General features: G+C 68.2%; 18 protein-coding genes and 1 pseudogene. 7 read left to right on the top strand and 12 right to left on the bottom strand.

All coding sequences use genetic code 11. From position 1 onward, the window contains the following. Positions 1-186: 186 nt before the first annotated feature. The 3 genes from OH735_RS30595 to OH735_RS30585 all read left to right on the top strand — a co-directional run bounded on the left by OH735_RS30595 (position 187) and on the right by OH735_RS30585 (position 3,430). Positions 187-1,452 carry an acyltransferase family protein gene (locus OH735_RS30595; protein ID WP_406384921.1) on the top strand — a complete coding sequence of 422 codons (1,266 nt, stop codon included), beginning with the start codon at positions 187-189 and terminating at the stop codon, positions 1,450-1,452. Between the two features lie 11 nt (positions 1,453-1,463). Continuing rightward, positions 1,464-2,534, top strand: coding sequence for a methyltransferase (locus OH735_RS30590; protein WP_406384920.1), 1,071 nt, complete (start codon positions 1,464-1,466; stop codon positions 2,532-2,534). 266 nt (positions 2,535-2,800) lie between these two features. Further along, positions 2,801-3,430, top strand: a complete 630-nt coding sequence (locus tag OH735_RS30585; RefSeq protein ID WP_406384919.1) for a response regulator transcription factor — start codon at positions 2,801-2,803, stop codon at positions 3,428-3,430. Here the strand turns inward: OH735_RS30585 and OH735_RS30580 are convergent. From OH735_RS30580 to OH735_RS30555, 6 genes are all read right to left on the bottom strand, one after another. Next, on the bottom strand, positions 3,411-3,887 hold the full coding sequence (locus OH735_RS30580) for an ester cyclase (protein WP_406384918.1): 477 nt from the start codon (positions 3,885-3,887) through the stop codon (positions 3,411-3,413). The genes OH735_RS30585 and OH735_RS30580 overlap by 20 nt on opposite strands. Beyond that, complete coding sequence (locus OH735_RS30575) at positions 3,884-5,554, bottom strand: NAD(P)/FAD-dependent oxidoreductase (RefSeq protein ID WP_406384917.1); 1,671 nt, start codon at positions 5,552-5,554, stop codon at positions 3,884-3,886. The genes OH735_RS30580 and OH735_RS30575 overlap by 4 nt, the downstream gene beginning before the upstream one ends. 136 nt (positions 5,555-5,690) lie before the next feature. Then, a complete protein-coding gene (locus OH735_RS30570) occupies positions 5,691-7,934 on the bottom strand; it encodes an MMPL family transporter (protein ID WP_406386809.1) in 2,244 nt (747 codons plus the stop codon). A 261-nt stretch (positions 7,935-8,195) separates the two neighbouring features. Beyond that, entirely contained in the window at positions 8,196-8,873 is a 678-nt protein-coding gene (locus OH735_RS30565) for a hypothetical protein (RefSeq protein WP_406384916.1), read from the bottom strand. After that, complete coding sequence (locus tag OH735_RS30560; protein WP_406384915.1) at positions 8,873-9,196, bottom strand: PadR family transcriptional regulator; 324 nt, start codon at positions 9,194-9,196, stop codon at positions 8,873-8,875. The genes OH735_RS30565 and OH735_RS30560 overlap by 1 nt, the downstream gene beginning before the upstream one ends. Before the next feature lie 114 nt (positions 9,197-9,310). Further along, entirely contained in the window at positions 9,311-9,568 is a 258-nt protein-coding gene (locus OH735_RS30555; RefSeq protein WP_406384913.1) for a hypothetical protein, read from the bottom strand. 95 nt (positions 9,569-9,663) lie between these two features. On the opposite strand from OH735_RS30555, the gene OH735_RS30550 reads away from it, so the two are divergent. Beyond that, entirely contained in the window at positions 9,664-9,975 is a 312-nt protein-coding gene (locus OH735_RS30550) for a hypothetical protein (protein ID WP_406384912.1), read from the top strand. 74 nt (positions 9,976-10,049) lie between these two features. Here the strand turns inward: OH735_RS30550 and OH735_RS30545 are convergent, their stop codons facing one another. The 4 genes from OH735_RS30545 to OH735_RS30530 form a co-directional block, all read right to left on the bottom strand. After that, positions 10,050-10,259, bottom strand: coding sequence for an acyl-CoA carboxylase subunit epsilon (locus OH735_RS30545; RefSeq protein ID WP_406384910.1), 210 nt, complete (start codon positions 10,257-10,259; stop codon positions 10,050-10,052). Positions 10,260-10,294: 35 nt separating this feature from the next. After that, a complete protein-coding gene (locus OH735_RS30540) occupies positions 10,295-11,884 on the bottom strand; it encodes an acyl-CoA carboxylase subunit beta (protein WP_406384909.1) in 1,590 nt (529 codons plus the stop codon). A 413-nt stretch (positions 11,885-12,297) separates the two neighbouring features. Beyond that, a complete protein-coding gene (locus tag OH735_RS30535; protein ID WP_406384907.1) occupies positions 12,298-12,555 on the bottom strand; it encodes a maleylpyruvate isomerase N-terminal domain-containing protein in 258 nt (85 codons plus the stop codon). A 235-nt stretch (positions 12,556-12,790) separates the two neighbouring features. After that, positions 12,791-13,024: a hypothetical protein gene (locus tag OH735_RS30530; RefSeq protein ID WP_406384906.1), complete on the bottom strand. Its 234-nt coding sequence runs from the start codon at positions 13,022-13,024 to the stop codon at positions 12,791-12,793. A 40-nt stretch (positions 13,025-13,064) separates the two neighbouring features. Between OH735_RS30530 and OH735_RS30525 the strand changes: the two genes are divergently transcribed. Then, a complete protein-coding gene (locus OH735_RS30525; RefSeq protein ID WP_406384904.1) occupies positions 13,065-13,217 on the top strand; it encodes a hypothetical protein in 153 nt (50 codons plus the stop codon). A gap of 52 nt (positions 13,218-13,269) precedes the next feature. Here the strand turns inward: OH735_RS30525 and OH735_RS30520 are convergent, their stop codons facing one another. After that, entirely contained in the window at positions 13,270-13,458 is a 189-nt protein-coding gene (locus OH735_RS30520; protein WP_406386974.1) for a hypothetical protein, read from the bottom strand. Between OH735_RS30520 and OH735_RS30515 the strand changes: the two are divergent. Continuing rightward, positions 13,447-13,701: pseudogene (locus tag OH735_RS30515) on the top strand (TetR/AcrR family transcriptional regulator C-terminal domain-containing protein); the annotation flags it as partial. The gene OH735_RS30520 and the pseudogene OH735_RS30515 overlap by 12 nt on opposite strands. Positions 13,702-14,045: 344 nt before the next feature. Here OH735_RS30515 and OH735_RS30510 read toward each other — a convergent pair. Further along, on the bottom strand, positions 14,046-14,243 hold the full coding sequence (locus tag OH735_RS30510) for a hypothetical protein (RefSeq protein WP_406384903.1): 198 nt from the start codon (positions 14,241-14,243) through the stop codon (positions 14,046-14,048). 575 nt (positions 14,244-14,818) lie between these two features. Between OH735_RS30510 and OH735_RS30505 the strand changes: the two genes are divergently transcribed. Further along, positions 14,819-16,513 (top strand): GAF domain-containing protein, encoded by a 1,695-nt coding sequence (locus OH735_RS30505; RefSeq protein ID WP_406384901.1) that lies wholly within the window; start codon positions 14,819-14,821, stop codon positions 16,511-16,513. Positions 16,514-16,518: the final 5 nt, after the last annotated feature.

The following is a 16,518-nucleotide window of genomic DNA, read 5'->3' as shown; positions in this document are numbered from 1 at the left end:
AAGGAGAACCGGAGGCCCACGGGCTGGTTTATTTCGGCTTAACCGAGGGTTCATCGGCCGGTGATGCACTACTGCCGCACGCTCGGGCCCGGCTCCGTACTCAATAAAGCCGTCATGCATTCCGCGACACCGTCCCGGAATGGCCCTCTCCTTCCCGTCCCCGTCGAAATGGCTGGTGCCAGTGCCATGACTTCCTCCGCACAGAAGCGAGAATCGCCGCCCGTCACGCCTCGCACGCCCGGGGCCGGACCGGCTGCCCGGCTGGACTCACTGACGGGTCTGCGCTGGATCGCGGCCTTCGCCGTCTTCCTCTCACACGTCAGCACCCTCCTACCGCTCCCCCACACGGACGCCGTCTTCGCCCTGGGCTCCTCCGGAGTGACGTTCTTCTTCGTGCTCTCCGGCTTCGTCCTCACCTGGACCTACATGGCCTCGGACCGGATCGGGCCGTTCTACGGACGCAGGTTCGCCCGCATCTGGCCGATGCTGGCCATAGGCGTGCTGGTGCCGCTGCTCCTGCAGCTCCCCGACGCCCCGAAGGGCCAGGCGAACACGCTGATCCTGATGGCGCTCTCCGCCGGCCTGCTGTACCAGGCGTGGGTCCCCAGCTGGATCCTGGGCGGGACGAGCCCGGTGACATGGTCCCTCGCGTGCGAGGCGTTCTTCTACGCGATCTTCCCGTTCGCGGCGAAGTACACGGTACGCCGGTCGTTGCGCTGGCTCGGCTGGGCGGCCGTCGCCCTGGTGCTGGTGGGCTGGGGCATCAGGGTGTGGCTCTGGCAGCTCTATCCTCCGCAGGCACGCCCGTCGTTCACCGGTATGGACGGGCTGATCTTCGGCACCTACTCGCCGATCGCCCGGCTCTGGGAGTTCCTCCTCGGCATGGTCGCGGCGGCCGCGGTGCGCAAGGGCTGGCGCTCCCCGCTCGGGGTCCGGTCGGCCACCGCGCTGCTCGTCGCCGGGCTGTTCGCCCTGTGGTTGCTGCGCGACGAGACATGGCGTCTGTACGTCGCGTTCGACGCCCTCGGCCAGGTCACCGCGCCGCTGTACGCACTCGTGGTCGTCGCGGTGGCCCAGCGGGACCTCGCGGGCGGCACGTCGTGGCTGCGGACGAAACCGATGGTGGCTCTTGGTGAATGGTCGTACGCCTTCTACCTTCTGCATTTCACCGTGCTTTTTGAGATCTCGTCGACAGTATTCGACCGGAAGAATATTGTCGAATTCTATATGATGCCGATCGGGGCCAGCTGGTCGAATGCGGGCTGGGCAGTTCTGGCACTCTTCGTCACCGTCACCATCTGCGCCATTCTGTACCGGTTCTACGAACGACCTTCGGAGCTGTGGCTGCGCGCCCGAATAGGCCGGCGCACGCCACGTGTTCCCGCTCCACAAAATCAAGCGACCACCACGGAGAGCCGTCCTTCCGAAAGCAGTTCCACACCAATGGATTGAGGTTGACGGGCATGACGACGTCAAAACCTGTCACGGACGGGCTCGCACCGGTACGGTCCGGCCGGCCCGCGGAGCGTCCGCTGCGAGACCCCTACGACGTGATGTTCGTCGGGTGGTCCTTCTTCCGGAGCAAGCTCCTCACAGCGGCGATGGACCTGGGGGTCTTCTCGGTGCTGGGCGACGGGTCGCTCAGCACCGAGGAGTTGTGCGACCGCGCGGGCCTGCACCCGCGCGGCGCCCAGGACTTCCTCGACGCACTGACCGCCATCGGCCTCCTGTCGCGGGCGGAAGGCCGCTACCGCAACAGCCCGGGCGTGGCCGGCCATCTGCTGCCGGACAGTGAGGAGTTCGTCGGCGGCTTCCTGCGGATGACCACCGAACTCATGGGCGGCGACCAGGACTCCCTCACCGGGCTGCTGCGCAACGGCACGGCCCGGGGCCAGGGGACCGGTGGCGAGGTCCCGTTCACACGGATCTTCCACGACCCGGTCCGACTGCGGCACTTCCTGTCCGCCATGGACAGCTTCAACGGGGCCGTCGCCGAGGAATTGGCACACGTCTTCAACTGGTCGCGCTATGCGACGTTCACCGATGTGGGCGGGGCGCGCGGCAATCTGGCGGAGCGCCTCACCGCCGCGCATCCCGGGCTCACCGGCACGGTGATGGACCGCCCGTCGATGGCCGAACACTTCGACCGGCTCGTGGCGGAGCGTGGCGCGGAGAAGCGCCTGCGGTTCGTGGGAGGCGATTTCTTCCGGGCCGACCTGCCGCCCGCGGATGTACTGATCCTCGGCAGTGTGCTGCACGACTGGCCGATGGAGCAGCGTGCCACGCTGCTGCGCAAGGCGCACGGCGCCGTCCACGACGCGGGGGCGCTCATCGTGTACGACACCATGCTCGACGACGGGCGGCAGCAGGCGGACAGCCTGATGCTCAGCCTCATCATGATGCTGCAGTCCGCACAGGCCGGCGGATACTCGCCTGCCCAGTGCTCCTCGTGGATGACGGACGCGGGCTTCACGGTCGAACGGGTCGTCAGGCTGCCCGCGCTGACGACGGCGGTGATCGCTCGCAAGAACTGACGCGGAAAAGCGCGAGCCCGCTCCTGGGCCGGTGGCCCGGGATCGGGTGTTCAGCGCGCCGTATTCCTCCCCGTGGCCGGACAACCGGGCACGCGGCCGGGGAAAAAGTTCGATGCCCACACCTTCGGTGCGCCCTGCCGATACGTCGGTCCCACACGAATTCGTCAATGCGGGATAAACCTCCGACCGAAACAGATCGACACCGGCCACGCTATTCTGTGCACCAGAACTGCACTACCACACCCCGGGGGGAATACATGTCAGGCATGCCATGCGTCAGCGTCCTGCTCGTCGATTCACACCCCATCTCACTGACCGGGCTACGCACCATTCTCGACGGCTGCCCCGATCTGACAGTCGTCGGCGTCGCCCAGGACGGCGACACCGCCTCCGCCCGGTACCGGGAGTTGCGGCCCGATGTCGTCATCGTCAACTCCCACGAGGACGCGACAGAGGCCCTGGACAGCATAGGTGCGCTCTCCCGGTCCCATTCCCCGCTTCCACCACCCAATGTGCTCGTCCTGATCAACAACGTGAACGCGGCGGCGGGCCAAGTCCTGGAGGCCGGCGTGAAGGGCCTGTTGTCCAGTGGGAGCAGCTCCCAGGAGCTCGCCGCCGCGGTCCGCATCATGGCCACCGGCCGGTCCCTGCTCATCCCCACGGCATGGGAGGAGTCCGGCGACTCCCCGCTCGGCCAGCTGACCGAACGGGAAATCGAGGTGTTCCGCCTCATGACGCGCGGCTACAGCAATGCCGAGATTTCTGCGGAATTAATACTGAGTCAGAGCACCGTGAAATCTCATATCCAAAAAGTAATGGAGAAATTACGCCTCCGCAACCGCGTACACGCGGTCATTTTTGCGTACGAGAAAAACATCATCCATGTCGGCCCCTAGCGAATTGCGTCGACTTCGGGATCTCATCGTCCGGCGTGCGGATCTGGGACAGAACCCGCCTCACGTCGAACACATTTCGATCCTCGACAACCAGTCCATTCTCCACCCGCCACAGCTGAATTCCTTCGGAGGAGATCGCACGTCCGGTGGGGGCCACGCCGGCGAATTCTCCCTGGTGTGTGCCCCGGGTGGTGTACCAGCTCGCCACCCACGGCCCCTCGGCCACCTGTAGTCCGACCCTGACAGTAAGTCCGGAGAACGCGGCTCGCCGCAGTCGCACGCTCCGTTTGGGGCCCTCGGGGCCGACCGGTTCGCCGCCCAGCAGGAAATCAGGGGCGAAGATCCGGTCGGCCGCGTCCAGGTTGCCGCGGCTCCAGCCCTCTTCGAACCAGTACCGCGCGAGGGCCTTGTTGGCTTCCTGGATGCTCGCCCCCACCTGGGAGGTCCCGCCGCTCACCGGCTGCCTTCCGGGGAGACGGAGACCGGTGCGGCACCCGCTGCGCGCAGCGCCTGCAGGCTTTCGCGGCCGATGGTGCTCAGTTCCGGCAGCGGCGATCCTGCGGCCCATTCCAGGAAATCCCTCATCTGGGGCCGATCCGGTTGGACGAACCGCTGGTTGACGTCCTTCCAGCCGAACCCCGGGTACACCGAGTCGGATTCCTGGATGAGCGTGAGAATGATGTCCGCCGCCGTGTCGCCGTCGATCAGCTTCGCTTCGTATCGTCGGCAGGCCTCGGCCATTCCGTCGAGCACTGTCTTGAAAGCGTCACTGTCCGGCCACCACAGGCCGGTGTGGGGCGCCTTCTCCAGAGCGTCGAAGACGGCCGGGTCGCGGTTGGCGCGGAAGTGGCGCAGTGCGTTGTTGATCCTCAGGGTGCCAGGGGTGTTGCCGCTTCCCCAGACACGGAAGACCGCGTCCCAGAGACGGAAATGCGAGAAGGCGATGAACGAGCAGTTGACAAGCGTGTCGTTGTAGTCGAGCAGACCCTGTTCGAGCTCCTCGACATGGCGGAACCGCTCCTCGTCGAAGTCGTCGTCCGCCAGTGCCCCGAGTATGCGCGGGACGAGGGCGTGAATGATCTCGAAGGTGTTGGACATACCGCGCGAGTACAAAGGGTCGAGGAAACCCGCGGCATGGGACATCAAGCACCAGCGCTTACCCACGGTCCGGTGGGACGAATACTGCAGCCGTCCGGTGGAGACCCACTCCCGGACCTTCCTGGCTCCCTCGAACTGCCTTGCCACCGCAGGGAACTGGTGCACCAGCTGCGCGAACTCCTGTTCCGCCGTGACGCCTTCCGGCTTGGGATAAATCCGCGGATCAAGGGTGACCCCCACACTGCACAACGGGTTGCGGGAGAGTTCGTGGTTGTCGAAGGGGATGATCCAGAACCAGCCGCGGTCGAAAAGATGGTGCATGGTGCCCTCGTGCCACCGCACGGGCGGCCGGCTCTTCTCCGGGACGTTCACCACGTCGTCGAAGGGGCGGACTCCGACCATGTGCGTGAACAGGGATCGGGAGTGGTGCTGAAAGCGCGCGGGCTCCTCCCGCAGACCGAGGCGGTCGGCCAGCGGGGAACGGAAGCCGCTCGCGTCCACCAGATAACGAGCCCTGACCACGTGTCCGTCGGTGCCGGTCAGCGTGACGCCGTCGTCGTAGAGGTCGATGTTCTCCACCCGCCACTGCTGCCGTGTCGCGCAGCCGTGCCCGACAGCGACTCGGAACAGATAGGCGTCACTGTCCTGCCGGAAGAGGTGGCTCGCGGAACTCAGCGCATCGGGTATGACGAACTGGTGCGCTTCGTCCGGGTCGGGCTCCTGGCCCGGCCGGTGCAGCATGAAGCCGAAGTGCCGCTTGCTGCCGAAGGTGTTGCTCACCGACTCGTTCATGGTGGTCGCGTCGGTCAGGGCCTCGAACTCGGGCACGTCGTAGCGCTCGGCCAGGACCTGGAGCCAGGCGACCAGCTGGGGGATCATCGACTCCCCCACTGCGAAGCGAGGATGGGTGCCCGCGTCGGCGAGCAGTACCTTGACTCCGTTACGGGCCAGTACGGCGCCGAGGGTGGATCCGGCGATTCCCGAGCCCAGGATCACTACGTCATGGTCAGGCTTCTCTGTGGACACTGTCGGGTTCCCTTCGCAGTCGTAAGGTCTTGGGCGCCGCATTGCGCTCGGCGTCCGCACGACCACCCTTGCGCACGCCGATGAAGGCGTGAGAAAGCACGTGCAAGCCACCGCGCCGGAGCGCGGTGGCTTGCGGTCAGGCACCGCCCAGGGGACCCGCCTTCGAGGAGGGGACCGTCTCGGTGGGGTCCGCCGGCTGTCCTTCGGGAGCCCGCGCCGCCTCGTCGGCAAAGGCACGGTCGGGCCTTGGGCCGGAGGCCTGTTCGGGGGTGGTGACAAGCAACCGGCCCAAGGAGCGCGGGAACCACCAGTTGGACCGCCCGAGAAGCGTGACCAGGGCCGGAGTCAGAACACCCCGGACAACGGTGGCGTCGATGATGATGCCCGCCGCCAGCGCGGTGGCGAACACCTTCACATCGGTGATCGGGATGCTGGCCAGCGCGGTGAAGGCCAGGAAGAGGATGAGCGCGGCGGAGGTGACGAGCCGTCCGGTCCGGCTGATGCCTGTCACGACGGAGGGGATTACGGTGTCGCGCTCCCCCTTGGCGATCAGGTCGAGATGGGTCTCGCGGATGCGATGGAGAATGAACACCTCGTAGTCCATGGAGAGTCCGAAGAGGAACGCGAAGACCGCCATGGGGACCCAGATGGTCACCGCTCCGATGGCCGGGGTGTTGAACAGCAGCTCGCTGCCGTAGCCCTTCTGCCAGATGAGGACCACCACGCCGTATGCCGCACAGGTGGACAGCGCGTTGAGGACCAGAGCCTTGATCGGCAGAACCACCGAGCGCAGTGTCCGGGCCAGCACGATGAAGGTGAGCAGGGCCACGAAGACGAGGATGAGCCCGAGGGATCCATAGACCGCGTCGATGAAGTCGGCGTCCTGCGCCGGTCCACCGCCGACGAGCACGCCCGGGGACTCCCGTGCGGTATCCACGATCTCCGTCACCGTGGCCCCGCCGTCACCGCTCGACGGATCGGCCTTGGTCCACACGTCGACGATGCTCTGCCCGCCGCGCGCCCAGTCCGTCGGGGCGACGGAGCCGGCGACGCCGTCGAGGCCGCTGAGCCGGGTGTTCATCGTGTCGCCGGCGTCCGCCCCCACGACCACCTCGACGGGGCGGGCGATGCCCTCGCCGAAGCCCGCGTCGACGATCCGCTGGAACGCCGCCGCCGGCTTGCCGCCCTGAGCGAGCGTCACTACGGCCGGCTGCCCCAGGCGCAGGGCGAGCACGGGCGCGGCCAGAGCGAGCAGCAGTGTGCCGCTGAGCACCGCACAGAGCGCCGGACGACGTGTGGTGAGTCCGGCGATCCGGGTCCACATCCTGCTATCCGGACGATGCGCGCGGCGCGGCCGGTCGAGCTTGTCGCCCCACGCATAGAGGAGGACGGGCAGCAGGGTGAGGGCGACAGCGACGCTCACCAGCGGGATCAGCAGACCCGCGTATCCGACGCTGCGCAGGAACGGTACGGGGAGGACGACGAGGGCGGCGAGCGAGATCGCCACCGTGGCCCCGCTCAACGCGACGGCACGGCCGGCGCTGGCCACGGACCGCACGATCGCCTCCCTGCGCGCCGTCGGCTCCTGGCCGTCGGCGCCGGGCTTCTGGCGCTCCTCCCGCCAGCGCGTGACGACGAGCAGCGCGTAGTCGATGGCGATGCCCAGGCCGATGAGCGCGACCAGGTACTGGACGATGAACGAGACGTCGGTCACCCCGGTGATGCCGCGCACCAGCAGGAATGTGGTGGGAATGGCCACCGCGGCCATCAGCAGAGGCACGATGGCGAGGCCGCTGGCGAAGACAAGACCCAGCACGAGCAGGGCTCCCAGGGCGCCGATCAGCGTCTCGTAGATCGGACTGCGCTGGGCTCCGCTGTCACGGCCGGACAGTACGGGTTGACCGGTCAGCTCGACCGGGGCGCCCGCTACTTTCGCCTGCTCGACCGCCTTCTTGATGCCCGGCAGGGACTGCTCATAGGGCGAGTTGGAGGGATTGGCCGACGGATAGACGAGCGCCACGGTGGTGCGCTTGTCCTGGGAGAGCAGGGAATCGTCACCGGTGTTCGCGTAGGAGACACTGCGACCACCCTGAGGCGTGATCCTGGTGATCAGGTCGCCCCACTCCTTGCGCACGTCCGCACTGTCGGCGGTGGTGCTCTCCGGCACGGTCACCACGACGAGCAGGGGGGCGTTCTTGCCACCGGTCTGCGAGAAGCGCTGGGCGATGGTGTCGTTCGCCGTCTGGGCAGGCTTGTCAGGGAGCCGCGACTCGAACGAGAGCTTGTCAATCGTGCTGCCCGCCATGGCGCCTCCGGCCATGGTCAGCACCACCCAGACCAGAACCACGGGCCACCGATGGGCAAGCACCCATCGCGTCATGCGCTCCACGGCGCACCTCCTGTAGGGACGCTATTGTATAGCCACGCTACATATCGAGAAACAACGTAACCCCCCATCACGGCAACCGCAACATGCCGTTCGGACACGGAAGTTGGATATGAGGTGGCCACCGTCCCCCGAACGCGCAGAGCTCCCGGTGGGGACGGCGCCGAAACCGTTCGCCGCCCCCACCGGGAGCTCTGGTCACGATCCGTTCGGACCTGCGTGGAGCAGGAAGCCCGACGGAGCGTCGAGGGCCTTCTAGGCGGAACCGGCCCCCCGCAGGGCGGAGACGAATCGCTTCAGGGCGAGTCCGAAATAGGCCCCGGCCAGGAGGGTCAGGACCGCGGGTACGGAGACCAGGGGCCAGTCCAGGGATTCAGGATGGCTCAGCCCCCGGTTGAGCAGGAGCAGGACCAAGGCGCCCAGCACGAACAGCAGACCGATGAGGGCCGCGAGTGTCCCGGTCGTGACCGTGTTGTCCCGCCGGGCGGCCGCCGCCGCCAGACCGCTGCCCTTGCGGAGCCCCGACAGCGCTCCCGCCAGGGAAAGCACGCAGCCGAACGCCACGATCGCCAACCCCATCACGAGGAGGGGTGGATGACGGTACGCCCAGGGCCCGGCCGGGCCACCGAGCAGCGCGCACGCCCACGTCACCGCGAGCAGCGGCAGCGCGCACACGGCTCGCACAGAAAGCCGGTTGGCACTGATGCGCAGCGTCGCGTCGTTGTAGGCCCGGGCGATCTCACTGGGCGGTCCCCACTCCAGGACTGCACGGTGCGCGGCTTCCTCCACGTCCGGGCAGTCCTCCAGGTTTCCTTCGGCCGCGCACTGCAGGCCATCCATCACCTCGTCGATGATGGCCGACCGCCGCGAGTACGGTCCGACAAGGTGCTGCGCCAAGTGGTCGGTGTAATGCCGCAGTACCGCCGTCTCCATTACGCTCCGCCTCCCAGAACCACCGAGATCACGCTGGAAACCTCCAGCCAGGCCGTACGTTTGTCGGCCAGGGCACCGTGTCCGGCCGTGGTGAGGAAGTAGTTGCGACGCCGACGGCCGTTGTGGCGTGACCACTCGCTGCCGACCAGCCCCGCGGCCTCCAGTCGGTGCAGCGCCGGGTAGACCGTCCCTGTGGGCAGGTTGATCGCGTCACCACTGCGCCGCTTGAGTTCCTCGATGACGGCATAGCCGTGCAGTTGTCCGGGCTCCAGCACGGACAACAGCATCCCTTCCAGGTTCCCTCTCAGTGTCTCGGCCTTCATGTCAAACCACACTACACATCGCGTCCGGAACCGGACACCGCACGTTTCCGCGCCTCCGTGGCCCGACAGCGACGTCGGCGCCGGCCGGACTCCGCCGCATCGCCACGGTCCCTCTCAGCCCACAGCACGACGACCTTGCCCCGCGCTGCCGACGCACTCGTCGACAGCGCTCTCTTCGAGAGCGCCCTCGTCGGGGACGGCGGATGTCGGAGACGGAGTCGTCCGCGTCCCGATGAGCAACAGCAGCGGTCCTGTCATGGCAGTTGTCACCAGGGCCATGACGACCATCAGCGAGTACAAGGAGGGGTCGAGCAGGCCGAGTTGGAGCCCGACACCGAGGATCACCAATTCCGTCAGCCCCCTGGTGTTCATCAGCGCCCCCCCGTCACCGGCCGAGAGACGGGCGGCGGTATCGACCGACTCTGTACGTCGGCGCCTTCAGCAGTTCCATCCTGCAAGGTCAGCCCGTGGCCTGGTCCAGCCTCGACGGAGCCGGGCCCTTCTCCTTGAACAAGGTGCCGCCGGGCACCTGGTACCTGCACGCGGTGGCTCTGGGCGCCCGGGCGGGGAGCGGACCGGCCGGCAGTTCACCGCTGCTGGTCGGCACGGTCGGCCCGGTACAGATCGGCGCTCACGCCACCACCCGCCTCGGCATCGCGGTACGACAGGAGGACTGGACCCGGCCGCCGGTGCTGCTCGCCCTGCCCGGCTTCGGTCCGCGGCTGTCGCTGTCGCCGACCGTGGCCTCGGGCCGTCCGGCCAGCCGTTGCCGTCCCTGACAACCCTTCGCATACGGCCGGTTGACCGTTGTGCCGGTCATGGGAGTCGGCCGGCGGGGAGGCCCCGCTCCGGTTCAACCCTGCCAGCTGTGCGGAACGCGGAACGCGCCCATCCGCTCCAGCCGCTGCCAGCCGGCTCTGCTGGGCGTCTGGTGGGAGTCGGTGCCACCGCCGGTCCGGGCCGTGACGCGGGCCAGCAGGACCACGGTGATGGCAGCCAGTTCCTCGGACCGGGCGTGGCCCTTCTCGACTCGGAGGATGTGCTCGGCAACGGTACTGGTCATGGGTGCGCGCTCCCTCGCATGACGACGTACCGGCCTTATTGCGGGGGGTTGCCGTGCTTGCGGGACGGCAGGTCGGCGTGCTTGGTGCGGAGCATGGCGAGCGAGGCGATCAGTACCTCGCGGGTCTCGGCGGGGTCGATGACGTCGTCGACCAGGCCGCGCTCGGCGGCGTAGTACGGGTGCATCAGTTCGGCCTTGTACTCCTTGACCATGCGGGTCCGCATGGCCTCCGGGTCCTCGGCGTCGGCGATCTGCCGGCGGAAGATGACGTTGGCGGCGCCTTCGGCGCCCATCACCGCGATCTCGTTGGTCGGCCAGGCGTACGTCAGATCCGCACCGATGGACTGGCTGTCCATCACGATGTACGCACCGCCGTAGGCCTTGCGCAGGATCAGCGAGATCCTCGGCACCGTGGCGTTGCAGTACGCGTAGAGCAGCTTCGCACCGTGCCGAATGATTCCACCGTGCTCCTGATCGACCCCGGGGAGAAAGCCGGGTACGTCCAAAAGAGTGATGATGGGAATGTTGAATGCATCACACATCTGGACGAACCGGGCCGCCTTCTCCGACGCCTCGATGTCCAGGACGCCGGCGAGGGACTGCGGCTGGTTGGCGACGATGCCGACGACCTGGCCGTCCAGACGGGCCAGGGCGCAGATGATGTTGCGGGCCCAGCGCTCGTGGATCTCCAGGTAGTCGCCGTCGTCGACGAGCTCCTCGATGACCTTGTGCATGTCGTACGGGCGGTTGCCGTCGGCCGGCACCAGGTCCAGCAGGACGTCGCCGCGCCGGTCGGCCGGGTCGTCGCTCGCCACGGCGGGCGGGTTCTCCCGGTTGTTGGACGGCAGCATCCCGATCAGGTAGCGGACCTCGGCGATGCAGGTCTCCTCGTCGTCGTACGCGAAGTGCGCGACGCCCGAGGTCTCGGCGTGCACATCGGCGCCGCCGAGGCCGTTCTGGGTGATCTCCTCGCCGGTGACCGCCTTCACGACGTCCGGTCCCGTGATGAACATCTGGGAGGTCTCGCGGACCATGAACACGAAGTCCGTGAGGGCGGGGCTGTAGGCCGCGCCGCCCGCGCACGGGCCGAGCATCACGCTGATCTGCGGGATGACGCCGGATGCCTTGGTGTTGCGCTGGAAGATGCCGCCGTACCCGGCGAGCGCGCTGACGCCCTCCTGGATACGGGCGCCCGCGCCGTCGTTCAGCGAGACGAGCGGGGCACCGGCCGAGATGGCCATGTCCATGATCTTGTGGATCTTGGTGGCGTGGGCCTCGCCCAGGGCGCCGCCGAAGATCCGGAAGTCGTGCGCGTAGACGAAGACGGTCCGGCCGTCGACCGTGCCCCAGCCGGTGATGACACCGTCGGTGTACGGCTTCTTCTCCTCCAGGCCGAAGCCGGTCGCCCGGTGCCGACGCAGCTGCTCGACCTCCTTGAACGACCCCGGATCGACCAGCAGCTCGATGCGCTCACGCGCCGTCAGCTTGCCCTTGGCGTGCTGCGCCTCGGTCGCCCGGTCACTCGGTCCGCGACGGGCCTGCTCGCGCAGTGCCAGCAGTTCGGCCACACGGCCACGGGTGTCGGACCGTGAATGTGTCGCCCTCTCCGGACTTTCAGCCGTCATCCCCGTCTTCATCGACCGCCCCCACAGCTCAGAACGCACACAACGCGCGTATTCAGTCCCTCACGTTACGCGCCGCGGACATCATGAAAAACCCTCTTCTCCTATACAGCAGAAATTTATATTCTCTTAACAACCAGCCCCCATTCTGAGTCAATTGGCAATGCGGTCGGCGAGGACGGGTGGACACACGACGACAGCCAAAATACCTCGGCGCATGGACGGAACATCCGCATACATCTCCGGCGTGCGGACGTCCATCCGCCGTGCGACACACCCCGCCCGAGGCCGCGCGCCTCCCCAGGAGGGACTACGGCACAGCCCTCAGTCGAGGGCGAAACGGTCCGCCTGCGGACCGTCGAGGCGGCGTCCCGGAGGAAGTCGGACAACTGGGGGTTCGAGAACAGGGCGGCGTCCTAGCGGGCGCACCGGTCGGTCATCCGGTTCAGGCTGCCGCGCGCCTTGACGAGTTCCGCGGCCACCCGGGGAAGTGAGTAGCGGACCCCCCGGGACATATGGGCGGCCACCTCGCGAACCCGCCAGCCCGAGCACAGCGAGGGTTCGTCCCACATTCGAGCCGGTAATCCGTCCAACACGTGAGCGAACTCACGGCGTTCAGCCGCGATCTCCGCGCGGACCTCGGATTCTGAATGCCCGTGTGCAGTATTACCCATAGCTCCAAGGCCATCGTCCGAGCGGCCACAGGTCCAAGAAAAACGCTTTATCCCGGTCAGAAGCAGGCGTTATGGCTGCGGTTTTCCGTCGATCCTTCACACGATGTTCCAGAAGGGTTTTTTTCCTCATCGGGCCATGGAGACCGCGACGGGGACCCGGACGACGGCTCCGCACCCGTGTCGGGCTGTCACGCCGGTCGGGAGGCACCCGGGCGAAGACCCGCCGGATCCACAGCTACCCGAGGGCGACCGCGATCAGAGCGGGGAGCACCGTCACCGCCAGCAGGGTGAGTGAGCCGGAGTCCGCGACCGCCCGGGACAGGGCCAGTTCACCGCGGCCCGAACGGGTGGCCAGCACGGTGGTCCCGTGCACCACGCCCACCATGACAGGCAGCGCGAGCAGCGGCGTGATGCCCAACAGCAGCGCCACCTCGGTACGGCCGGTGCCCCTCACTCCGATTCCCGCCACCGGCAGCACTGCTCGGAGCGGCTGAGGGGACCAAGGGCGCGTGCGGATGGAGTGTGGCGGCTTCCACCTCTCCGGCGTCGACGAGTGCCTGACGCAACTCCTCCACGGCTACCGGATGTTCGTGGCCCGGGCGGGCCGCTGCGGGCATGTGCGCTCGCTGTGGGCCGAGAACGCGGCGTCGGCCGAGCGGTAGGACCGCACGGCCGACGGGCATCAGGTGTCGGTGCGGCCCGACCCCCGTCCGCTCACCAGCCCGCCTTGCGGCGACGCAGCGCGCTGCCGAGCCCGCGCAGCTTGCGCACCTGGGTGTCGGCGACGTCGACGAGCGTGGCGACGGACGCCAGCGTGAGCAGCGCGGTGCCGGACACCGCCATGTGCACGGGCCGGTACTCGTCGCCCTTCACCTGCAGGAAAGCCGGCTCCACCTGCCGCACCGGGGCTACAACTCCATGGCCGACACCCCCGACGAGGCACTTGCCGAGCGGTTCGCCGCCTTCGCCGCGGCAGGGCTGCTCAACGTCCCCGACCCCCGACTCGCGGCCGACCAGTTCATCGCGCTGACCTTCGGCGTCGCGCTGGACAGGCTCGGTTCCGCGAATGCCGCGGAGGACACCCGCGTCCGGCCACTCGTCGTCGAGGGAGTGCGGACCTTTCTCCGGGCATACCGAACCATGTAGGGCTGGGGCAGCACGAAAGAACAGTGCGCCGTCATCCCACGTTTCCTCTGCGGTATTGCAGGGTTTCAGTCGTCGTCTCACTCACCCCCTCACGCTCCCCTTTCTCGCATTTCTCACGGGAGCGGGTCGAGACTCTCGCCGGTCGTCCGCGTGTATCCGCCGCCGGACGAAGGTCCTCCGGATCCCGCTTCACATACCGGCGCTTCGTGGTCTTGACGTTGGTGTACCTCGTCCGCGGGGCAAGGAGATGATCGCGATCCGACCACGTGCTGCAGCGACCCCTCGCGTAGGTCGCCCTCCACCTCGCCGAAGCCGATGAGGCGTTCCGGTGCACGAGGGGCGGCTCATTGCTCGTCCTCGGTGGTCCCGACCGGGTCGGCGGTCCGTACCGGAAGGAGCGCGGACCAGCGAGCTTCCTCCTCACGCTGCTCCTGGCTCCGTCGCAGCCATGCCTGGACGGTCAGGGACACCACGGTGGTGGTGCCCGCGACCGCCAGCAGCGCGACCATGCTCGGATCGACCGGCATGAGCAGCAGAAGCATCGTCGGGGGGCATGGGCCCCTGTGAAGGGGCGTCCTGATTGCCCTGAGATTCCATTGCGTCCACCGGACCGTGTCCTCCAGCTGTTGCGCTTCTTCGAGCGCTCCCCTGCCGCACGGGCGGAGGGGAGCGGTCGGAAAGGTCCGGCGGATCGCGAGGGGACGGACCGGACCTTCCCGGCCGCACCATGCTGGTCCTGACCGTCGAAGCCCTCCAGGGACCGACAGGTACCTTCCACGGGGCCGACCGGCCCTACTGCCGATCCGTCAGGCGGCCGACCGGCCTCACCCGAGTCGGCCCCGGAGGCGGCAGTGCACCGCCGGGCCCTCGGCCCCGTGGCTGTCGTAGGCTGACCGTCCGTGGACCGGTCCCAGCCCTGTGGTGATCCGGTGAGCAATTTCCCGGCATACGGCACACGGACCCAGAGAGCGGCGCCCCGATGACAGAGACAGCACCTACCGCGCCCGACTCCCCCTTCGGAGTCCCTTCTCCCGGCTCCGCCTCCCCCGCCCTCGACTCGCCCGGGGGCCCCTGCCCCGGTCCGGCGACCTGGCCCGAGCCCAGTCGGCCGGACAGGATGCGCAGTCTGCTGGATGCCGTGATGAGTCTGGGGCGGGGCCTAGAACTGCCCGAGGTGCTCCGCGGGATCGTGGAGGCCGCAGTGACCCTGACCGACGCGGAGTACGGAGCGCTCGGCATTGTCGGGGACGGGCAGAAACTGCTGGAGTTCCTGCCGGTCGGCATATCGGAGCAGCTCGCCACCGTGATCGGCCAGACGCCGTGCGGGCGCGGAATCCTCGGTGAGCTGATCCATCACCCAAAACCGCTGCGGCTCACCGATCTGAGCAGCCATCCGCGCAGCTTCGGATTTCCGCCCCATCATCCCCCGATGCGCACCTTCCTCGGGGTGCCGGTGCGGGTTCGCGACAAGGTGTTCGGCAACCTCTACCTCACCGAGAAGCGGGGCGGGGTGAGCTTCGACGCCGACGACGAGGCGGTGCTGACCACCTTGTCGATCGCGGCCGGGGTCGCCATCGACAACGCCCGCATGTACGACGAGAGCCGTCGCCGGGAGCGGCGTCTGGAGGCACTGGGCGAGATCACTCGCACCCTGCTCTCGGGGACGGACGCCGACGAGGTGCTGCATCTGATCGCCGAGCGGGCGATGGAGGTGGCGGGGGCCGACCGGGCCGCGATTCTGCTGCCGACGCCACCCGCGTCCCTCTCCGGAGCTTCGGAGACATGCGGGGCCGAGGCACGTCTCACCGTCGCCGTCGCCCACGGCAGGGACTCCGAACGCGTATCGGGGCTGTCCGTACCCGCGCGGGGATCACTGGCCGGACTCGCCGCCCGTACCGGGACACCGGTGCACTGCGCCGATGTCCGTACCGATCCCCGGGCCCACCCGTTCGGCGACGGTGCCGAGGACGGTCTGGGTCCGGTGGTGACGGTGCCTTTGCGGGTCGACACGGGGGCAAGGGGCGCACTGCGCCTGGGGCGGCCGGCGGACCGCCCGCCGTTCGACGACACCGAGGTCGCGCTCGTCTCGGGCTTCGCCGACCAGGCGGCCATCGCCCTGGAACTGGCCCGTAGACGGGCCGAGTCCGAGGAACTCGCCGTCATGCACGACCGGGACCGGATCGCCCGCGATCTGCACGATCTGGCGATCCAGCGTCTCTTCGCGACCGGGATGACTCTCCAGAGCACCACGCGTGCCATCGCGGACCGGCCGGACGCGGCCGAGCGGGTCAGCCGGGCGGTGGATGATCTGGACACCACGATCCGGATCATCCGGTCCACCATCTTCGATCTGCGGACAGCGGACGGTTCGGGCCGCGGCGGATTGCGGCACCGGATGGCGGAGACCGCTCGCACGGCGGCACACGCCCTTGGTTTCCGGCCCGCTGTGCGGATCGACGGGCCGGTGGACACCACGGTGCCGGACGAACTGGCCGAACACGTGGTGGCGGTCGCCGCCGAGGCGGTGTCCAATGCCTCTCGCCATGCCCGTGCCACTCGTATCGGCATCGTGCTGTCGGCCGACGACGCGGTGACCCTGACCGTCACCGACAACGGCATCGGAATCCGGGGCGGTGTCACGACCGCGCCCGGGACAGGGGCAGCGGTCGATGCCGACGAACCGGCAGCCGGGCGCCTCGGAGGGCTGGCCAATATGCGAACGCGGGCAGAGCTGTGCGGCGGCACACTGGCCGTCGAACGGCCGACGGACGGCGGCACCCGGATCATCTGGCGCGTGCCGCTCCACGACTGACGCCT

Source organism: Streptomyces sp. NBC_01618 (assembly GCF_045209435.1).
In the GTDB taxonomy this organism is placed as follows: domain Bacteria; phylum Actinomycetota; class Actinomycetes; order Streptomycetales; family Streptomycetaceae; genus Streptomyces.
Note: the sequence above shows the minus strand (reverse complement) of the source record. Positions and strands in the feature narration are given on the sequence as shown.